Raw genomic sequence first — 17,194 nt, 5'->3', positions numbered from 1 at the left:
GTGTTGATTTGAATCAGGCTACATTGAGACTACGCAGCAGGTTGGTTTTGTTCTTAACGACGTCTGCCAGGGTGTAGCCGTCGAGGACATGTAAAAAAGCAAGCTGAGCCTGACGCATGGCAGTGAAAAGAATGCAGACGTTTTCAATCGGACAGGCACAGTTTTCGCCGAAACACTCCAGCAGCTCCAGGTTTTCCGTCTTTCTGATCAGCTTGCCGATATTGATATCCGCCGGTTCCATTGCCAGGTGCAAGCCACCACCGCGTCCACGACGACTGATCACCACTTCCTCCTGAACCAGTTTCTGCGCGACCTTGGCCAGGTGATTGGTTGAAATACCATACCGCTCGGCAGCATCTTTGACTGTGGCTGGTTTGTCTTTGGGATGAATCGCGAGGTACACCAGCAGTCTCAGTGCATAATCCGAGTGTGTGGTGAGCTGCATAGACTTGACTCCTTATTATTTCGGTATATAGTATCCCAATTAAAACTGGTATGTGAGATACCATTTTCTGTTAGCTGTATTTGCTTCAATGACTTAACGTAACTAACAAGCAAAAACCCAGCCAATAAAGTACGACGCTTCTGACAGCAATGACTGCTTAAAATTCAGCATGTCGCCAAATTCACCGGAGATTGACTCCTCTTCTTCGGTTTTGCTTTGAGCCTGCATCAATGCAGGCTCTTTTTTTTGTCTGTCGATTTGTTCCACAGTGATAACGTGCACAAATTCAGCGCAGTCCTGGGCCAAATTGGCGCTTCACATTGCGTTCACAACTAACTCATAACACTGGCTTCTAATAAGGAGCCAGTCATGAAAACGTTTAAATCTATTCTTTTTCTCTGCGCTGTCTGCGTGACCATTAGCGGATGTCAGAGCATGTCGAAACAGCCGCTTGAAACAGTCGATTATGTCGATATCGAGCGCTTTATGGGCGACTGGTATGTCATTGCCCATGTGCCCACCTTCATCGATGACAATGCCTACAACGCAGTCGAATCTTACGAACTGGAACCGGATGGCACGATTGCCACCACTTTCCGCTTCCGCGAGGGGGGATTTGACGGCAAACTGAAAACTTATTACCCGAAAGGTTTTGTCACTAACACCGACAGCAACGCCGTGTGGGGGATGCAGTTTGTCTGGCCCATCAAAGCCGACTATCGCATTGTGCATCTGACTGAGGACTATGATCAGACCATCATTGGCCGAACCAAGCGCGACTATGTCTGGATCATGGCCCGCACCCCGCAGATCCCGGCCGAGGATTACCAGGCAATGATGCAGCAGATCGCAGACATGGGATACGACACCAGTGAAGTGATCAAAATACCGCAGCGCTGGCCGGAATAAGTGGTTAGCACGAAAAGTCTGTCAGCTATCAGATTCGGTGAATCGGCTAGACCGGTAAAGCCGATATATCGCTCACCACCGCCGCATACAAATCCCGGGTTGAAGCCAGCGCAGCATCATGCACCTGCTGTGCGGTGAGCTTTGTGCCATCGGCTGTTTCCAGCCCCCGCGTGGCGGTAGCACTGGCGACCACGGTAGGATTATAGCCAAGGTTAAATGCCCCGTGGGCGGTGGAGTTGACGCACATATGGGTCATAAAACCGGCCAGAATGATATTGGTGATACCTCGGCTACGCAGCGCTTCATCCAAAGGCGTCTGAACAAAGGCGTTGGGGAAGTTTTTGACAATCACATGTTCACCGTCAATGGGCGCCACTTCTGTGGCAATCGCGCCTAACTCGGTATTTAAATCATAGGGTGAACCCTCGCCGCCATCATGCTGAATATGAAACACCGGTACGGCATTGTCACGCGCCAGTTGCAGCAGATGCTGTGCCTGTTGCAAAGCCGGCTCCACGCCTTCCAGTTGCATGATGCCCTCACGGTAAGTGTTCTGACAATCAATCATGATCAGGGCTGAGTCTCGTAATGCCGGGGCTTGATGACCCAAGCCGACAATCTCTCTTAAGGTCGTCTGCATGCTACTGTCTCCATTATTTGATGGACTGACCTTACCATAGTCTTGAAGGCAAAGCTGTGAAGCAAAAGCTTGCATTAATCCGCGGCCCCGTTATTATGCGCGCCAGTATCCCAACTTGACCGGAGTCCTCATGGAGCGCGTCCAACCACCGTCGTCATTCAGCCTCGCCAGAGTGTTCAACAAGATCCGGAATAATCGCCTGTTCGAGATAGTCACGGTCAGCGTCATTCTGCTCTCTGCCCTGCTGATCGGTGCTAAAACCTACGATATTTCGCCCACCCTGCTGACCGCTATTGTCTGGCTGGATTACAGCATTACGCTATTTTTCCTGGTAGAAATCAGCATTCGTTTTTTTGCTGAAGACAATAAGTGGCATTTCTTCAAAAGCGGCTGGAATATATTCGATACCCTCATCGTCGTAGTCAGTCTGATTCCGATTGAAAACAGTGAACTGGCCCTGGTTGGCCGCTTGATCCGGATTTTCCGGGTACTGCGGATGGTGTCGGTGATTCCGGAACTGCGCGCCCTGCTCAATTCCCTGCTCAAGGCACTGCCGCAGCTGGGTTATGTGGCTTTGCTGATGTTTATCATTGTTTATATCTATGCCGCGGTCGGCACCACCTTCTTTGCCAGTGTCAATCCGACCCTGTGGGGCGATATCACCGTCTCGATGCTGACTTTGTTCCGGGTGATGACTTTTGAAGACTGGACCGATGTCATGTACGAAACCATGGCTGATTACCCGATAAGCTGGGCGTTTTATCTCAGCTTTATTTTTCTCAATGCCTTTGCCTTTCTTAATATGCTAATCGGCATCGTGGTGAATGTGATGGAACAGGAAAGCGATGAACAATGGCGACGAGACCATGCTGGAGAGCCTACTATTGTGGACTTATCGCGCCAGATTGAAGAACTCAAGCAAATGCTGGATAAGCGCGGCTGACATTCAACAGGCAATAAAAAAGGGAGCAAACGCTCCCTTTTTTGGTGCTGTTCTAATGCTTTTATTGCATCGCGCGCAGCATCCAGGCGGTCTTTTCGTGGACACGCATACGGTCACCGACCAGTGCGGCAGTAGACTCGTCATCCACATCTTGTGCTGTTTTGAGCACTTCACGGCAGGTTTTGACAACCTGTTCGTGGCTTTCAGTCAGCGTGGTCACCATTTCTGATGCAGCGGGCACGCCTTCAACTTCATCGATATTGCTCAGCTCGGCAAAAGCTTTATAGGTACCCGGTGCGGCAATGCCCAGAGTACGAATACGCTCTGCAATGTCATCCACTGCGGTGGCCAATTCGGTGTAATGTTCTTCAAACATCAGGTGCAGTTCGCGGAACTGGGGACCTGTCACATTCCAGTGGAAATTGTGCGTTTGCAGGTAGAGTGTGTAGGAATCTGCCAGCAGGCGTTTAAGGCCTTCGGCAATATCCTGTCTGTCCTGCTTTTTAATACCAATATCAATGGTACTCATTCTTATGCCTCCTTGTGCATGGTTATGAATGACCTCTGACAACTCAGCGATAATGTCGTTCGCTGTGTTGATATTTATTTATAATTCTAATCAGTCTGTATGGAGATGTGAAACAGATTCTTCCATAGAGATTAATCGCCTTATTCGATTATTATCTCGATTTCAATTTCAATTTTACCAATCACTGTAATTGGAAATGTTTGTTTTACTTGGCCTCGCCTTTGAATGAGAATTATCCTCAACATAAGGAGGCCATTATGACTAAAACAATCAGTTTCGCCATCGTTCACTTCACTGTGGCATTCACCGTGGGTTTTTTATTAACCGGCAGCATCCTGTTCGGCAGTGTTATGGCTTTGATCGAGCCAGCCATCAATACTGTGGCTTTTTATTTCCATGAAAAGGCCTGGCAGCATTTTCAGGCCAGGGATAGAGAAACGGTATCAACCCTGGCTGTGTGACTGGCAATCGCCGTTTTGAGCCAGCATAATGCAGGCTGTTGTTGTACATCGGATCTATCATGCACAAAGCTGGAACCGTCGCCGAAGTATTCATTGCTTTTCTAAAGCTGGGGCTCACCTCTTTCGGTGGCCCCATTGCTCATATTGGCTATTATCGACAAGCTTTTGTCGAACAGCGTCGCTGGCTCACCGAGGATCAGTTTGCTCAGCTATTAGTGTTATGCCAGTTCCTGCCGGGTCCGGCCAGTAGCCAGATGGGTTTCAGTATGGGGCTGCTGCGTGCCGGCTGGGGTGGCGCTATTGCAGCTTTTATCGCTTTTACCTTACCGTCCGCCATACTGCTGTTTGCTTTTGCCCAATGGCTGCCTTATCTGTCAGATGATATCGGCAGCGCGGCTATCCATGGTCTCAAACTGGTGGCGCTGGCCGTGGTGGCCCAGGCTGTCTGGCAGATGGCGCAGAAACTCACCCCTGACTGGCAGCGTCGACTTCTTGCTCTGGCAGTCGTGATTATCCTGTTGCTGCTTAACCATCCCCTGGCCCAGATTGGCGTTGTAATCGGCAGCGCCGTGGCAGGTTACTTCCTGTGCCGGGATCAGACATTACCCGACAGTCATTTCGAACTTCGTTATGGCCAGCGCTTTGCCTGGCTGTTACTGACCGTTTTTGTGCTGCTGTTACTGACCCTGCCGTTGATAGCAGGCAGCAACAGTCTGTTTGCTGTGGTAGATGCGTTTTACCGCGCCGGTGCACTGGTATTTGGCGGTGGGCACGTGGTCTTACCCTTGCTGGAAAACACGGTCGTCGACCCGGGCTGGGTGGCAGCAGATGAATATCTTGCCGGTTATGGGGCGGCCCAGGCCGTCCCCGGCCCGGTATTTTCGGTGGCGGCTTATCTGGGTGCCATGCTGCCTGGTGACAGCGGTGGCCTGCTGGGTGCAGTGATCGCTTTACTCGCTATCTTCCTGCCCGGTTTTCTGCTGGTTGCTGCCATGCTGCCATTGTGGAAAACCCTGCTGAAATACCCTGCCGCCGCCAGCGCTGTAGCCGGGGTCAATGCCGGTGTAGTCGGTCTGCTGGCAGCAGCGCTCTATGATCCTATCTGGATCAGCGTCGTGCATTCGCCTGTCGATCTGCTGATTGCGGCTGTGGGTCTGGTCATGCTGCAACTGCTGCGTTTATCCGCCTTGCTGGTTGTGCTCTGGTGTGTCTGCGCCAGTATCGGTGTGGCCCTCTTATGACTGCTTTGTCGATACGCCCGGCCGTTGCTGACGATGTGGCGGCAATAACAGACTTACTGCAAGCCTGTGCTCAGTCTATGTCTGATCAGGGTATGCATCACTGGCTGGGCGTCTATCATGAGGTTTCTGTCGCGGCTAATTTAAACAGAAAATCGGTGTTTGTGCTGGAATCAGAAGAACACATTCTGGGCTGCATCGCTCTGGGTCAGCAGAAAGCCGATTATTACCAGGACTGCTGGCCCCAGGCTCCGGAAGCGGATTTTTATATCACCCAACTTGCTGTCAGCCCTGCCGCACAGGGCCGGGGCTATGGCAAAAAGCTGATGCAGCACTGTCTTGATATTATCGGCAAGGCCCCTTTGCAACTGGATGCCGTTGATCATTACCCGGCCCTGATTCGCTTTTATCAGCGACTCGGCTTCCAAATCATTGCCACCGGTATCGGCCTTGGCGATAAGCGCCATCTGCTTGCCTTAAACCACTGATACTTTTTGCTGCTTTCTGTGCCACAATGGCGTTGAAGCCTGAGCGTTAATTGCTTTTATTGTGGTGAGGGTTGTTTATGCTGCACCCGCTGGAAGATGACACCATTATGTGCCCCTATTGCGGCGAATATTTCAGCGTCGTCATAGACTGTTCGGTTGCCGATCAGCAATACATTGAAGACTGCGAAGTGTGTTGCCGGCCGATAGAGTTCCATGTTGTCGTTAATGGTAATGACGACTACGCGCTGACAGTACAGACTGAAAACGAATAAGTCCCGGCGGCCCGTTGTCTGAATCCGTCGGCATGGAATTTTTTGCTGCCTGCCCAGTCCCTGTATGGACGTTATTTTCAAGGATTGACCATGACTTTGTTGCGCTCCCTGCTTCTTCTGACTGCTTTTGCTTTCAGCACCGTCACCTTGGCTGAAGATTTTTCTATCAGTCCTATCAAGGACAATCTCTACCGTTTCAGTAATGGCACGCATCACTCGGTATTTGCCGTGACTGATGCCGGTATCGCCCTAACCGACACGCTGTCATACCACGCCGCCAATTGGCTGAAAAAAGCACTCAAAAGTCGCTTCAATAAGCCGGTGCGCTACGTGATTTACAGTCACAGCCATCCCGATCACGTTTATGGCGGGCAGGTTTTTAACGAACCCGGCGTGACGTTTATTGCTCATGAATGGGCGCGCGATGACTTGCTGGCCACCCGAGCCAATACGCAAATTCCCAACCTGGTGTTTAACGATGAAATGACGCTTTATCTGGGTGATACCCAAATCGATCTGCGTTACCACGGTCCCAATAACGGCAAGGGTTCTATTTCTATTAACTTTCCCAAACAAAAAGTATTACACGTCGTTGACTGGATTGTTCTGGGTCGTATGCCCTACAAGACACTGCCCGGCTACGATATTCGCGGCATGATTAATTCAACACGTGATGTGCTGCAGATGGATTTTGATCTACTGGTCGGCGGCCATGCAGAAGCTGGCGACAAGGATGAGGTGCGGTCTTACCTGCGTTATCTCGAACAACTGTACCAGGCAGTCCTACAGGGGATGCGGGAAGGCAAAAGCCTGGCAACCTTACAGCAGGAGATTCGCCTGGACGAATTTAAAGCGCTGGCCATGTACGAAGCGTGGCTACCACTGAATATTGAAGGGGTGTACAACGATCTGGCTGATCAGTCTTATATGCTGATTCGCCCGGATCTGCCGGTCAAGGAATAACGACTGCGCCAAACATTGCCCCGCTGTTTGGCAACAGCGGGGCAAGCCATAGTGGTCATATTGCCTTTATTTAATCCAGATCTGTTTGGCATTAACAAACTCTTTAATGCCGTGTGGCCCCAGTTCGCGGCCGTAACCAGACTTTTTAATACCGCCACTAGGAAGACGCGGATCGGTTTTGACGATACCGTTAATCGCCACCTGTCCGGCATTGAGTTTCATCGCCATCTCTTCGGCCAATGCTTGATTTCGGGTCCATACTGCAGCACCCAGGCCAAACTCGGTATCGTTGGCCATAGCCAGCGCGTGCTCGGCATTGTCAGCTTTAATCACGCACATCACCGGCCCGAAGGTTTCTTCCCTGAACGCCACCATATCCGGCGTCACATTCACCAGCATGGTCACCGGATAGACAAAGCCTTCCCCTTCCGGCATTTCACCGCCTAAAAGGCAGCGGGCCCCATCGGCAATGGTTTCACTGACCTGGCGATGCAGGTTTTCACGTAAATCAAAACGGGCGATGGGGCCGACATCGGTAGTTTCCTCCAGTGGGTCACCCAGTTTCAGTTTCTCCAGCCGGGTATATAGCCGATCGACAAAATCATCGTAAACCGAGGCCTCGACAATCACCCGTTTGGCGGCGATACAGGACTGACCGGCATTGATAATGCGTGACAAAGTCGCCACATCCGCCGACGCTTCCAAATCGGCATCAGCCAGCACAATCAGCGGGTCACTACCGCCCAGTTCCAGCACCGAGTGCTTGATTTCCGATGCTGCCATCGAAGCCACTTTACTGCCGGCACCGGCCGAGCCGGTGAACGACACCGCGGCAATACGCGGATCACGAATCGCTTTTTCCACCAGCGGCGTTTCGACCGGCAGATTGACCATGATATTAACTGGGGCACCCGCCTCTTCAAACACCTTGGCAATCGCTTCGGCGCAGCCCGGCACGTTGGGATCGTGCTTCATCACGCAGGTATTGCCCGCCATCAAGGCTGGTGCCAGATAACGAAATGCCAGCCACAGCGGCGCGTTCCAGGGCAGAATACCCAGCAATGTCCCCAAAGGTTGATGGCAGACATAACTGAGCGATGCATCAGAGGGCAGTTCCTCCCGTGCCAGATAGCTTTCTGCGTGGTCGGCATAATGCTCGGCGCACCAGGCAGCTTTTTCCACTTCCGGGCCGCCTTCTTTGATTGGCTTGCCCATCTCTTCTGCCATGAGTTTGGCCAGCAGTGCCTTGTTATTTCTGAGACTCGCGGCCACGGCATGCAGCACCTGTTTGCGCTCATCAATGCTTTTGGCCTGCCAGTCACAAAAGGCCTCGTGGGCCGCGCCGATGCGCTGCTGGATACCGTTTTCATCCAGCGCGGTGTAGTCCTGAATCGGCTTTCCGGTATAGGGGTTGGTTGCTGTTAACATCATCACCTCATTTTGAATTTTTAGCGGTTTTGCGGTTGCTGCCGCCTTCTTCACTCTGCTTGTGTTTCTCGCTGCTACGGGCCTGTCCCAGATCAATCAGCGTCTTGTCAGCCTGATCCGGTTTGACAGTGAAGTCGCGATCCATGGTGAAGAAAGATTTACAGCCATCAGCGGTGATATGGATGGTGTCGGAAATGCCGCAGGTTTTGTCACCATCCACGCCCCACATCCAGGGAATAATATGGAAGGTCATGCCTTCTTGCAGAATTGCCGACTCCCCCTGCTTCAAACTACAGATATAGCCCTCATCCCAGCTGGGCGGGAAGGCAATACCAATCGAGTAACCGGAACGGGTAACCAGCCGCGCGCCGACATCGTTATTGGTGATGATGTTACGGATCATATTATCGACATCAGACACAGTCATGCCCGGCTGCACAACACGATGCACCTCATTGAGCGCCATTTTCATCCGCTCCTGGGCTTTGTACATGGTGTCGGTCAATTCGCCCAGTATGATGGTGCGCATCATCGCGGTGTGATAACGCCGGTAACAGCCGCCCACTTCTAGAAAGACATGCTCACCAGGCTGTACTGTGCGGCCTTCCCAGGTGGCATGGCCGATCATGGTGCGTGGCCCCGAAGTCACATAAGGCATGACCGCCGGTGGTTCACCGCCAGCGCGGAACATACCGGCACTGATTTCGGCGGCAATATCATTCTCAGTAACCCCGGCCTGAGCGGCTTCGATTCCCGCTTTCATGCCAGCTTCTGTGGCTCTGGCCGCTCTGTGCATGACTTCAATTTCAACCGGCGACTTGCAGACACGCCCTTGCTCAACGATACCGAAACAATCCAGCAACTTACCTTCAGTCAGCGTGGTATGAATAAAGTCCTGCTGATAAGCCGGGAAGAAATAGCTGTTACGCTCATAACCGATTCGCTTGTTGGCCAGGCCGAATTCGCGTAAGGCATCCACCAGCATCTGGATCGCGTCACCGGTGTCCGGATAAGGCCGGGTGCGCTCCACCCAGGTACGGGCGATGATGTTGGATTCTTCCATGGCCCGGGTAATCATGAACGGCTCTTGTTCGAGCGGCACCACCAGCGCCTGAAAGAATGAATAACCGGTGGTCTGGTAATCGGTCAGATACATGATGTTTTCCGGATCGGTGATCACCACCGCATCCAGCAAGCGTTCAGCAATCCGTACCCGCAGTTCGCTCAGTCGGCGTTCGTATTCCTCGAAAGGAAAGGTCATATCATCACGCTGTCTCATGTTCTTTCTCCATGACTTTCATAGTGGCGTTCACCAGGATCTCGAGTCCCTGATCCAAATCCGCATCCGGTATGGTCAGCGGGGGTATCAGCTTGACCACCCGGCCACCGGTACCACAACTGGCGATAATCAGTCCCTGCTCAAAACAGCAGTCAACAATGGCTCTGGCACGCTCGCCGGTTAGTACATCGAGGCCGATGATCATGCCTTTGCCCCGGATCTGAACCTGTTGGAATCGCTGCTCAAGCGGTGCCAGCGCAGTATTCATCCGTTCAGCTTTGGATTTGACCTCTTCCATCAGCTTGTCATCTTCAAAGTAGCTGAGTGCTTCGCCGCCAGCCACAAATGACAGGCTTTGCCCACGGAATGTCCCGGTATGCTCGCCCGGAGCCCAGTATTCATCAGATTCCGGTTTAATCAGATTCATGGCAATCGGCATCCCCATGCCACCAAGCCCTTTAGCCAGGCAGATGATATCCGGGTCGATACCCATATCATCAAAGCTGAAAAAGGAGCCGGTGCGGCCCATGCCCACCTGAATATCATCCACAATCAGCAAAGCACCGACCTCCCGTGCCAGCGCAGCGACGGCTTGCAGCCAGTCTTTGGAAGCCACATTAACGCCGCCTTCGGCCTGGACTGTTTCCAGCAGAAAAGCCGCCGGTGGCGTCACCCCACTGGAGGTATCGTTATAAAGGCTGCGCATACGCTCCAGGTTGTCGATACCGCAGCCCGACTCACAGCCCATGCAGGGTTTCTCACAGCCAAAGGGATAATGGCTCACATGGTTAAGCGGCACCCCGGCAGCACCACGGAAATAGCGGTTGGCAGTAGCAGCCAGCGAACCCAGCGTCATCCCGTGGAAACCACGGGTGAAGGCCACGATGTCCTGACGGCCTGTAACCCGTCTGGCCAGTTTCATTGCCGCTTCCACCGCATTAGTCCCGGTCGGGCCGATAAACTGCATTTTGTGTGGCATGTTGCGCGGCTTGAGGATGGTATTTTCAAAGCGCTCCATAAAGCGGCGCTTGGCCGTGGTCATCATATCCAACGAGTGGGTCACGCCGCCGGATTGAATATAGTCAATCACTGCCTGAGTCATGCGTTCATTGTTGTGACCAAAGTTCAGTACCCCGGCACCGGCAAAGAAATCGATATACTCACGACCGTCTTCATCGGTCTGCCTGGCGTTACTGGCCTTGTCAAAGACTGTGGGATAAACACGGCAATAAGCACGGATTGCAGACTCACGTTGATCGAATACACTCATCAAACACCTCCTGATTGACTCAATCCATTGCCTGGGCAATGGTTCTATGGTCGGTTATTGTGCAAGCGGCGCACCGACCAGGCGCGCATACAAACGGGTGACCAGCGGTATCAGGCGATCATTAAAATCATAATGCGGACTGTGGCAGACCGCCTGATGCGCTGGACCATCATCAGCACCGACCAGCGCAAAAGCACCGGGGATCTGCTGCAGGTAATAGCTGAAATCTTCTGATGCCATCACCGGCAGCAGCAAGGATTGGTCGAGACTGTCATCACCATGATCCTGCTGCCAGGCCTGTCTCACATTGGCGGCCTGAGCAGCGTGATTGATCGTCGCTTCATAGCGGGGAAAGTGGGTCACATCACAGCGCACGCCATAAGCCGCTGCGGTCTGTGTGGCGATGTCACTGATAAGCTGGTTGACCTGTTTTCGAGTTTGCAGATCCGGTACACGGATGCTGCCGCCGATGCGGGCAGTGGCAGGGATCACCGTGGCCGCACTGGGGGCTTCGATAGAGGCAACGCTGATAACCACAGGATGTTGTGGTGCAATACGGCGGCTGACAATTTGCTGCAAGCCCATGGTCACAGCACTGGCGGCAAGTACCGGGTCACGACACAGTTCCGGCTGACTGGCGTGGCCGCCTTCGCCGTGAAGCTCAATTTCGAAGGTGCCGTTGCCACACATAATAATGTTGTCCGGACACACCAGCTTACCGAAAGGAATCGCCGGCCAGTTATGCCAGCCATATATAAAGTCGATACCTTCCAGTGCACCGTCATCAATCATTTTTTTGGCGCCGTGGCCACCCTCCTCGGCTGGCTGAAACAGCAAGGTAACAGGCCCCGGCAATTGGGATTCAACGGATTTGAGCCAGCGGGCGCTGGCCAGCAAGGTGGCAGTATGGCCGTCATGACCGCAGGCATGCATACAACCTTCATGATGGGATCGCCATTCATGCTCGGTCTGTTCGACGATGGGTAAGGCATCCATATCGGCGCGCAGTGCAATATGCGGGCCTTTGCCATGGGGGTTGAGTCGGCCCAGCGTGCCTAATTCAGCGCAGGCCTGCCAGGGAATATCCAGCGAGCTGAGTTCATTGCGGATCAACTCAGCCGTTTTCACTTCCTGCCAGCCCAGTTCGGGATGACGGTGCAACTGATGACGCAGTTGCAAAGCCGTGTCTATAGCTTGTTGCCAGGTGTCGCCCATCTTGCTCCCCTGCGGTTGTGACTCAAAACGGTGCAGTTTCTGAGTCCGATCAGCGTCAAAGCACCGTAAACGGTGATAAATACTGAGTTTGCAACGTTTTCAGGCTCAGACTATCACCTAGCAAGCCTTGTTCCAACATTTAGAGGACGAAATATTTCTGTCCCAAAAAGCCGTTTGAAATCTTTTCTAGACGACTGGTCTAATTTATGAAACAATGCAGCCCATGAATCAAGCAGCCCGCTCGCGCCACAGCGATACCCGACAACAGATCCTCGATACCGCACAGGGCATTATCTTGGGCAAGGGCTTTGCTGCGGTCGGCCTCAATGAAATTCTCAAAACCGCCGGTGTGCCTAAAGGGTCTTTCTACCATTATTTCAAGTCCAAGGAACATTTCGGCAGCCAGTTGCTGGAAAATTATTTTGATCAGTACATGGCTATGCTCGAAGAACAACTGGGTAATGAACAGCAGCCTGCGGTTGATCGTGTCGTCAGCTATTTCGATAACTGGAAAACCAGTCAGTGTGGTGACACAACCACCGATAAGTGTCTGGTCGTCAAGCTGAGTGGTGAAGTCACCGACTTATCGGAAAGCATGCGTGAAGCGCTCAAGCATGGCACCCACCGCGTCATCAATCGCATTGCCCGGGTTGTCCAGGAAGCCGCTGATAAGCAGGAAATCCACATTAATGACGATGCCAAAACCGTCACACAGGAACTCTATTATCTATGGATAGGCGCGACACTGCTGACCAAGGTCAATCACAACCCTGACGCTTTACATATTGCCATGAATGCACTCTGTGTCCGACTGGGCCTGTCCCGTCCGGCGGTATGAGTGGCTTTTATTTATCCGCAAGCTAGACGACTGGTCTATTAAGATTTTATGACAGGAGACCTTATGTCCAGAGTAATCAGATTCGAGCAGACCGGTGATGCCGAGGTGCTGCAGATACAAAATGAGACCGTACCAGCCCCAGAAGCGGGTGAGATTCAAATAGAAGTGGCGGCGTTTGGCCTCAACCGTGCTGAAGTGATGTTTCGTCGTGGTCAATACCTGGAGTCACCCGAGTTGCCTGCGCGCATCGGTTATGAGGCAGCCGGTACTGTCACAGCCATCGGAGACGGCGTTGAGGGCTTCACCATTGGTGATGCAGTCAGCACCGTCCCCAACTTCTCCATGAACCATTACGGCAGTTATGGCGAAACGGTGAATATGCCTGTCACTGCTGTGACTCACCACCCGCCCGGACTGGGCTGGGAACAGGCCGCCGCCATATGGATGCAGTACCTGACCGCTTATGGCGCACTGATTGATATCGCCAATATGCAGGCCGATGATTTTGTGCTGATTCCCGCCGCTTCCAGCAGCGTGGGTCTGGCCGCCATACAGCTATGTAACCTGATAGGTGCGATACCAATTGCCCTCACCCGCAGCCATCACAAGAAACAGGCTTTGCTGGATCATGGTGCTCAGCATGTTGTGGTCAGCAAGGCACAGGATGTCATCGCCGAGGTGGAAAATATCACGGCAGGTGAAGGTGTCAGGATTGTGTTCGATCCGGTGGGCGGGCCGATGCTGGAAACCCTGGCACAGGTGACGGCCAAACACGGCATCATTTTCCAATATGGTGCGCTGAGCCCCGAGCCTACGCCGTTCCCGCTGTTCAGCGTACTAGCCAAAGGGCTGACAGTACGAGGTTATACCCTGTTTGAATTCACCAGCGACGAGGCCAAGCTGGCACGGGCTCAAAAAGCGATTTACCAGTGGCTCGACAATGCCCAGTTAAGGCCTGTGATTGCCAGGACCTTCCAGTTTGATGACATCGTGGCAGCCCACCGCTATCTCGAGTCCAATGAGCAATTGGGCAAAGTTATTGTCACCGTTTAATTTCTCTCCAGTTAAAGGAACGCTCATGAACACGCATGTTAAGCAGGATCCGGATTTACTGACACCGATCACGGTCGGTGCCTTGTCTTTGAAAAACCGCTTTGTGATGGCGCCCTTGACGCGTAACCGTGCCGATGCAGGCATGGTGCCCAGCGATATGATGGTTGAATACTACCGTCAGCGCGCCTCGGCCGGCCTTATTATCACCGAAGCCACGCTGGTCAGTAGTGACGGTGAAGGTTATCCCAACATTCCCGGCATCTACAGCCAGCAGCAGGTTGAAGGCTGGAAAAAGGTCACTGATGCCGTTCACCAGCAAGGGGGCAAAATTGTCATGCAGATCTGGCACTGCGGTCGGGTTGGTCACTCATCGATGCAGCCCGATGGCCGGGTGCCGATGGCACCATCAGCGATCAAACCGGCTGGTGAAGTAATGACCTATGAGGGCATGAAGCCCTATGAAACGCCCCGCGCGATGACACTCGAAGAGATCGAGCAAATGAAGGTCAACTTCCGTCTGGCCGCGCACAATGCGCTGAGTGCCGGGTTTGATGGTGTTGAAGTTCACGGTGCCAATGGTTACCTGCTGGATCAGTTTCTGCGCGATGGCAGCAACCAGCGTGAAGATCGCTATGGTGGCAGCCTGGAAAACCGCGCCCGTCTGTTACTGGAAGTGGTCGATGAAGTGACCCAGATCTGGGGCGCGGATCGGGTCGGGGTGCGCCTTTCGCCACTCCAGCCATTTAATGATGTCTCAGACAGCGATCCGCAAACCACCTTCAGCTATGCCGTTGATCATTTAAATCAGCGGAACCTGGCTTATCTACATATCACTGAAATGGGTAGTGATAATCCCGGCGCAGCCGGCCCCTATTTTGATATCAGTAGCCTGCGCCCACGCTGGGACGGCATTTACATGACCAACTATAACTACAGTCTGGAAAGCGCCAATCAGGTGATCGCCAGCGGTGACGTTGATCTCATCTCATTCGGCAAGCTGTTTATCGCCAACCCGGACCTGCCGGTTCGCTTTGATAAACAGGCGACGCTTAACGAGCCCGATCCCGACAGCTTTTATGGCGGCGATGAACGCGGCTATACCGATTACCCCTTTCTCGAAGCTTGAGGACCAATTCCAAATAAGGAGGAATGATGAAACTCAAAACGCTCTCTCTCGCAACCCTGGCAGCAGGGTCAATGGGCCTGCTGGCGACACCGGCAATGGCCGATCGTGCTGCCGCCGAAGCCAACCTGCACAAATTGAATGTGCCTGAAGGCTTTAATGTTGAAGTCTATGCCGAGGTGCCCGGCGCCCGGCAAATGACCTTTGGTCAATCTACCGGCACCGTGTTTGTCGGTACCCGCGGCAAAAACGCCTATGCGGTGGTCGATAAAAACAAAGATCGTCAGGCTGATGAAGTGGTTAATATTCTCAGCGATCTGAAAATAGGCAACGGCGTGGCCATGCATCAGGGCAACCTTTATGTGGCGGAACAGAACCGTATTGCACGCTATGCTGCGCCCGGCTTTGATCTCACCCTGCCATTTGAACAAATGCGCGAAGTGGTCTTCGATGACCTGCCTGACAAGGCGCATCACGGCTGGCGCTATATCGACTTTGGCCCTGACGGCAAGCTTTATGTCACCGTCGGTGCGCCCTGCAACATCTGTGATGTCAAAGGCTATGAAGGCACCATTATCCGCATGAATCCGGATGGCAGTGAGGCTGAAGTCTATGCCCATGGCGTGCGTAATTCGGTCGGCATGGATTTTCATCCTGAAAGCGGTGACTTGTATTTCACCGATAACAACGTCGATATGATGGGTGATGACAACCCGCCGGGTGAATTCAACCATGCTGCGGAAATGGGTCAGCATTTCGGCTTTCCGTATTATGCCGGTGGTAATGCCCGTCATCAGGATTGGCAGGACAAGCCAGTGCCGCAGGAAATGACCTTCCCGGAAGTCGAGTTTCAGGCCCATACCGCCAACCTGGGTTTTAAGTTCTACACCGGAAAAATGTTCCCGGCTGAATACCAGGGCGATGCCATCATTGCCCAGCACGGTTCCTGGAACCGTACCGAACCGGTCGGATATAAATTGCAGCGGGTGACTTTCGATAACAACCAGGTCAGCGGCCATGAGGTCTTTATTGATGGCTGGCTGCAGGATGGTGAAGCCTGGGGCCGTCCGACTGATGTACTGGAGTTGCCTGATGGCTCCTTGCTGGTGTCCGATGACTACAATGGGGTGATTTATCGTATCAGCTACGGTCAGGGTGGTCAGAAAACGGCCTCTACTGCTGCGGCAAAAACCGATAAAGTGACCGGTCTGAGCATGCCGGAATCAGCTATCGCTCATACTGATGGCCGCGTATTTGTCAGTGAGATTGGTGAATTCGGCAAGGGCGGCGACGGTCAGATCAGTGTCATCAACCCGGATGGCAGCAAAACTGTTCTGGCTGGCGGCCTGAACGATCCCAAAGGTATCGATTTGTTCAACAATGTGCTGTATGTCGCTGATATCAATCAGGTCTTTAAAATTGATATGGACGGTAATGTGCAGGTGATTGCCGACAGTAAGAACTTGCCCGGTAAAGCCGAGTTTCTCAATGACCTTGAGATTGACGGCAACGGTAATGTCTATGTGTCGGACAGCGGCACAGAGGACGGTAAGCATGCCGGCATTTATAAAATCACCCCTGAAGGCGAAATCAGCCAGGTCCTGAATGAAAAGTCTGGCATCAAACGTCCTAATGGCTTGCTGATGGACGGTATCAATACCCTGCTGGTCGCCGACTTCGGGACCGGTGATTTGTACCGCGCTGATCTGAGCTCAGGAAAAGTCAAAGATCTGAATCAGGGCTTTGGCGGAGCGGATGGCCTGGTCCGTGACATCCACGGCTTTCTTTACGTCAGTGACTGGCATAACGGCAAAGTCTGGCAACTGGCCGGCCCGCGTGCCACGCCACAGCTGATTAGAGACCAATTGAAGGCAGCCGCAGATATGGCTCTGTCTGCTGATGGCAAGCAGCTGCTGGTTCCGGACATGAAAGCCGGTGAGCTGCTCTACCTGCCGATTCGTTAACAGTCATTCTGACTGTACTCCCTGTTGCCGGGGCCTTCGGGCCCCGGCTTTTTTTTGTCTGCCTCTGCTGTTGCTGGGTGTTTCTCAACCAGTCACAGCCGTGCTAATCGGTCCCGCAACTCTGAACTTGTCTTCA

19 protein-coding genes are annotated in these 17,194 nt (G+C 52.8%); 11 read left to right on the top strand and 8 right to left on the bottom strand.

Features of this window, described 5'->3' with window-relative positions:
* Nucleotides 1–13 precede the first annotated feature (13 nt).
* Both Q0X64_RS07100 and Q0X64_RS07095 read right to left on the bottom strand, forming a co-directional pair.
* Nucleotides 14–445 (bottom strand): Rrf2 family transcriptional regulator, encoded by a 432-nt coding sequence (locus tag Q0X64_RS07100; RefSeq protein WP_297810520.1) that lies wholly within the window; start codon nt 443–445, stop codon nt 14–16.
* Nucleotides 446–547: 102 nt separating this feature from the next.
* Nucleotides 548–712: a hypothetical protein gene (locus tag Q0X64_RS07095; RefSeq protein WP_297810516.1), complete on the bottom strand. Its 165-nt coding sequence runs from the start codon at nt 710–712 to the stop codon at nt 548–550.
* A gap of 102 nt (nt 713–814) precedes the next feature.
* Here Q0X64_RS07095 and Q0X64_RS07090 point away from each other — a divergent pair, with 102 nt between their 5' ends.
* Nucleotides 815–1,354, top strand: coding sequence for a lipocalin family protein (locus tag Q0X64_RS07090; protein ID WP_297810513.1), 540 nt, complete (start codon nt 815–817; stop codon nt 1,352–1,354).
* 46 nt (nt 1,355–1,400) lie between these two features.
* Here the strand turns inward: Q0X64_RS07090 and Q0X64_RS07085 are convergent, their stop codons facing one another.
* Nucleotides 1,401–1,994 carry a cysteine hydrolase family protein gene (locus Q0X64_RS07085; protein ID WP_297810510.1) on the bottom strand — a complete coding sequence of 198 codons (594 nt, stop codon included), beginning with the start codon at nt 1,992–1,994 and terminating at the stop codon, nt 1,401–1,403.
* A 130-nt stretch (nt 1,995–2,124) separates the two neighbouring features.
* Here Q0X64_RS07085 and Q0X64_RS07080 point away from each other — a divergent pair, with 130 nt between their 5' ends.
* Nucleotides 2,125–2,937, top strand: a complete 813-nt coding sequence (locus Q0X64_RS07080; protein WP_297810507.1) for an ion transporter — start codon at nt 2,125–2,127, stop codon at nt 2,935–2,937.
* Nucleotides 2,938–2,998: 61 nt separating this feature from the next.
* Here Q0X64_RS07080 and Q0X64_RS07075 read toward each other — a convergent pair whose 3' ends face one another.
* The gene (locus Q0X64_RS07075) at nt 2,999–3,466 is read right to left on the bottom strand and encodes a Dps family protein (RefSeq protein WP_297810504.1); all 468 of its coding nucleotides are present in this window, start codon (nt 3,464–3,466) and stop codon (nt 2,999–3,001) included.
* 257 nt (nt 3,467–3,723) lie between these two features.
* Here Q0X64_RS07075 and Q0X64_RS07070 point away from each other — a divergent pair, with 257 nt between their 5' ends.
* The 5 genes from Q0X64_RS07070 to Q0X64_RS07050 all read left to right on the top strand — a co-directional run bounded on the left by Q0X64_RS07070 (nt 3,724) and on the right by Q0X64_RS07050 (nt 6,888).
* Nucleotides 3,724–3,927 carry a DUF2061 domain-containing protein gene (locus Q0X64_RS07070; RefSeq protein ID WP_297810501.1) on the top strand — a complete coding sequence of 68 codons (204 nt, stop codon included), beginning with the start codon at nt 3,724–3,726 and terminating at the stop codon, nt 3,925–3,927.
* Nucleotides 3,928–3,986: 59 nt separating this feature from the next.
* Nucleotides 3,987–5,168, top strand: coding sequence for a chromate efflux transporter (gene chrA, locus Q0X64_RS07065; RefSeq protein ID WP_297810498.1), 1,182 nt, complete (start codon nt 3,987–3,989; stop codon nt 5,166–5,168).
* Nucleotides 5,165–5,653, top strand: coding sequence for a GNAT family N-acetyltransferase (locus Q0X64_RS07060; protein WP_297810495.1), 489 nt, complete (start codon nt 5,165–5,167; stop codon nt 5,651–5,653). The genes chrA and Q0X64_RS07060 overlap by 4 nt, the downstream gene beginning before the upstream one ends.
* Nucleotides 5,654–5,730: 77 nt before the next feature.
* On the top strand, nt 5,731–5,925 hold the full coding sequence (locus tag Q0X64_RS07055) for a CPXCG motif-containing cysteine-rich protein (protein ID WP_297810492.1): 195 nt from the start codon (nt 5,731–5,733) through the stop codon (nt 5,923–5,925).
* Nucleotides 5,926–6,015: 90 nt separating this feature from the next.
* Nucleotides 6,016–6,888, top strand: coding sequence for an MBL fold metallo-hydrolase (locus tag Q0X64_RS07050; protein WP_297810489.1), 873 nt, complete (start codon nt 6,016–6,018; stop codon nt 6,886–6,888).
* 66 nt (nt 6,889–6,954) lie between these two features.
* On the opposite strand, the gene Q0X64_RS07045 is transcribed toward Q0X64_RS07050, so the two are convergent.
* Genes Q0X64_RS07045 through doeB2 form a run of 4 tightly spaced genes read right to left on the bottom strand, consistent with a single transcriptional unit; the run spans nt 6,955 to nt 12,080 of the window.
* Nucleotides 6,955–8,316 (bottom strand): NAD-dependent succinate-semialdehyde dehydrogenase, encoded by a 1,362-nt coding sequence (locus tag Q0X64_RS07045; protein WP_297812147.1) that lies wholly within the window; start codon nt 8,314–8,316, stop codon nt 6,955–6,957.
* A gap of 7 nt (nt 8,317–8,323) precedes the next feature.
* Entirely contained in the window at nt 8,324–9,595 is a 1,272-nt protein-coding gene (gene doeA, locus Q0X64_RS07040; RefSeq protein ID WP_297810486.1) for an ectoine hydrolase, read from the bottom strand.
* Nucleotides 9,582–10,865, bottom strand: a complete 1,284-nt coding sequence (locus Q0X64_RS07035) for an aspartate aminotransferase family protein (RefSeq protein ID WP_297810484.1) — start codon at nt 10,863–10,865, stop codon at nt 9,582–9,584. Before Q0X64_RS07035 ends, doeA begins: the two co-directional genes overlap by 14 nt.
* Nucleotides 10,866–10,919: 54 nt before the next feature.
* Nucleotides 10,920–12,080, bottom strand: coding sequence for a N(2)-acetyl-L-2,4-diaminobutanoate deacetylase DoeB2 (gene doeB2, locus Q0X64_RS07030; protein ID WP_297810481.1), 1,161 nt, complete (start codon nt 12,078–12,080; stop codon nt 10,920–10,922).
* Nucleotides 12,081–12,303: 223 nt separating this feature from the next.
* On the opposite strand from doeB2, the gene Q0X64_RS07025 reads away from it, so the two are divergent.
* The 4 genes from Q0X64_RS07025 to Q0X64_RS07010 all read left to right on the top strand — a co-directional run bounded on the left by Q0X64_RS07025 (nt 12,304) and on the right by Q0X64_RS07010 (nt 17,058).
* A complete protein-coding gene (locus tag Q0X64_RS07025; RefSeq protein WP_297810478.1) occupies nt 12,304–12,918 on the top strand; it encodes a TetR/AcrR family transcriptional regulator in 615 nt (204 codons plus the stop codon).
* Nucleotides 12,919–12,981: 63 nt separating this feature from the next.
* Nucleotides 12,982–13,971 (top strand): zinc-dependent alcohol dehydrogenase family protein, encoded by a 990-nt coding sequence (locus Q0X64_RS07020; RefSeq protein WP_297810475.1) that lies wholly within the window; start codon nt 12,982–12,984, stop codon nt 13,969–13,971.
* 25 nt (nt 13,972–13,996) lie between these two features.
* Nucleotides 13,997–15,097 carry an alkene reductase gene (locus Q0X64_RS07015; RefSeq protein WP_297810472.1) on the top strand — a complete coding sequence of 367 codons (1,101 nt, stop codon included), beginning with the start codon at nt 13,997–13,999 and terminating at the stop codon, nt 15,095–15,097.
* 26 nt (nt 15,098–15,123) lie between these two features.
* Nucleotides 15,124–17,058 (top strand): PQQ-dependent sugar dehydrogenase, encoded by a 1,935-nt coding sequence (locus Q0X64_RS07010; RefSeq protein WP_297810469.1) that lies wholly within the window; start codon nt 15,124–15,126, stop codon nt 17,056–17,058.
* Nucleotides 17,059–17,194: the final 136 nt, after the last annotated feature.

The sequence above is a fragment of the uncultured Methylophaga sp. genome (assembly GCF_947259025.1).
Classification (GTDB): Bacteria; Pseudomonadota; Gammaproteobacteria; order Nitrosococcales; family Methylophagaceae; genus Methylophaga.
This window is presented reverse-complemented; position numbering and strand designations above follow the sequence as displayed.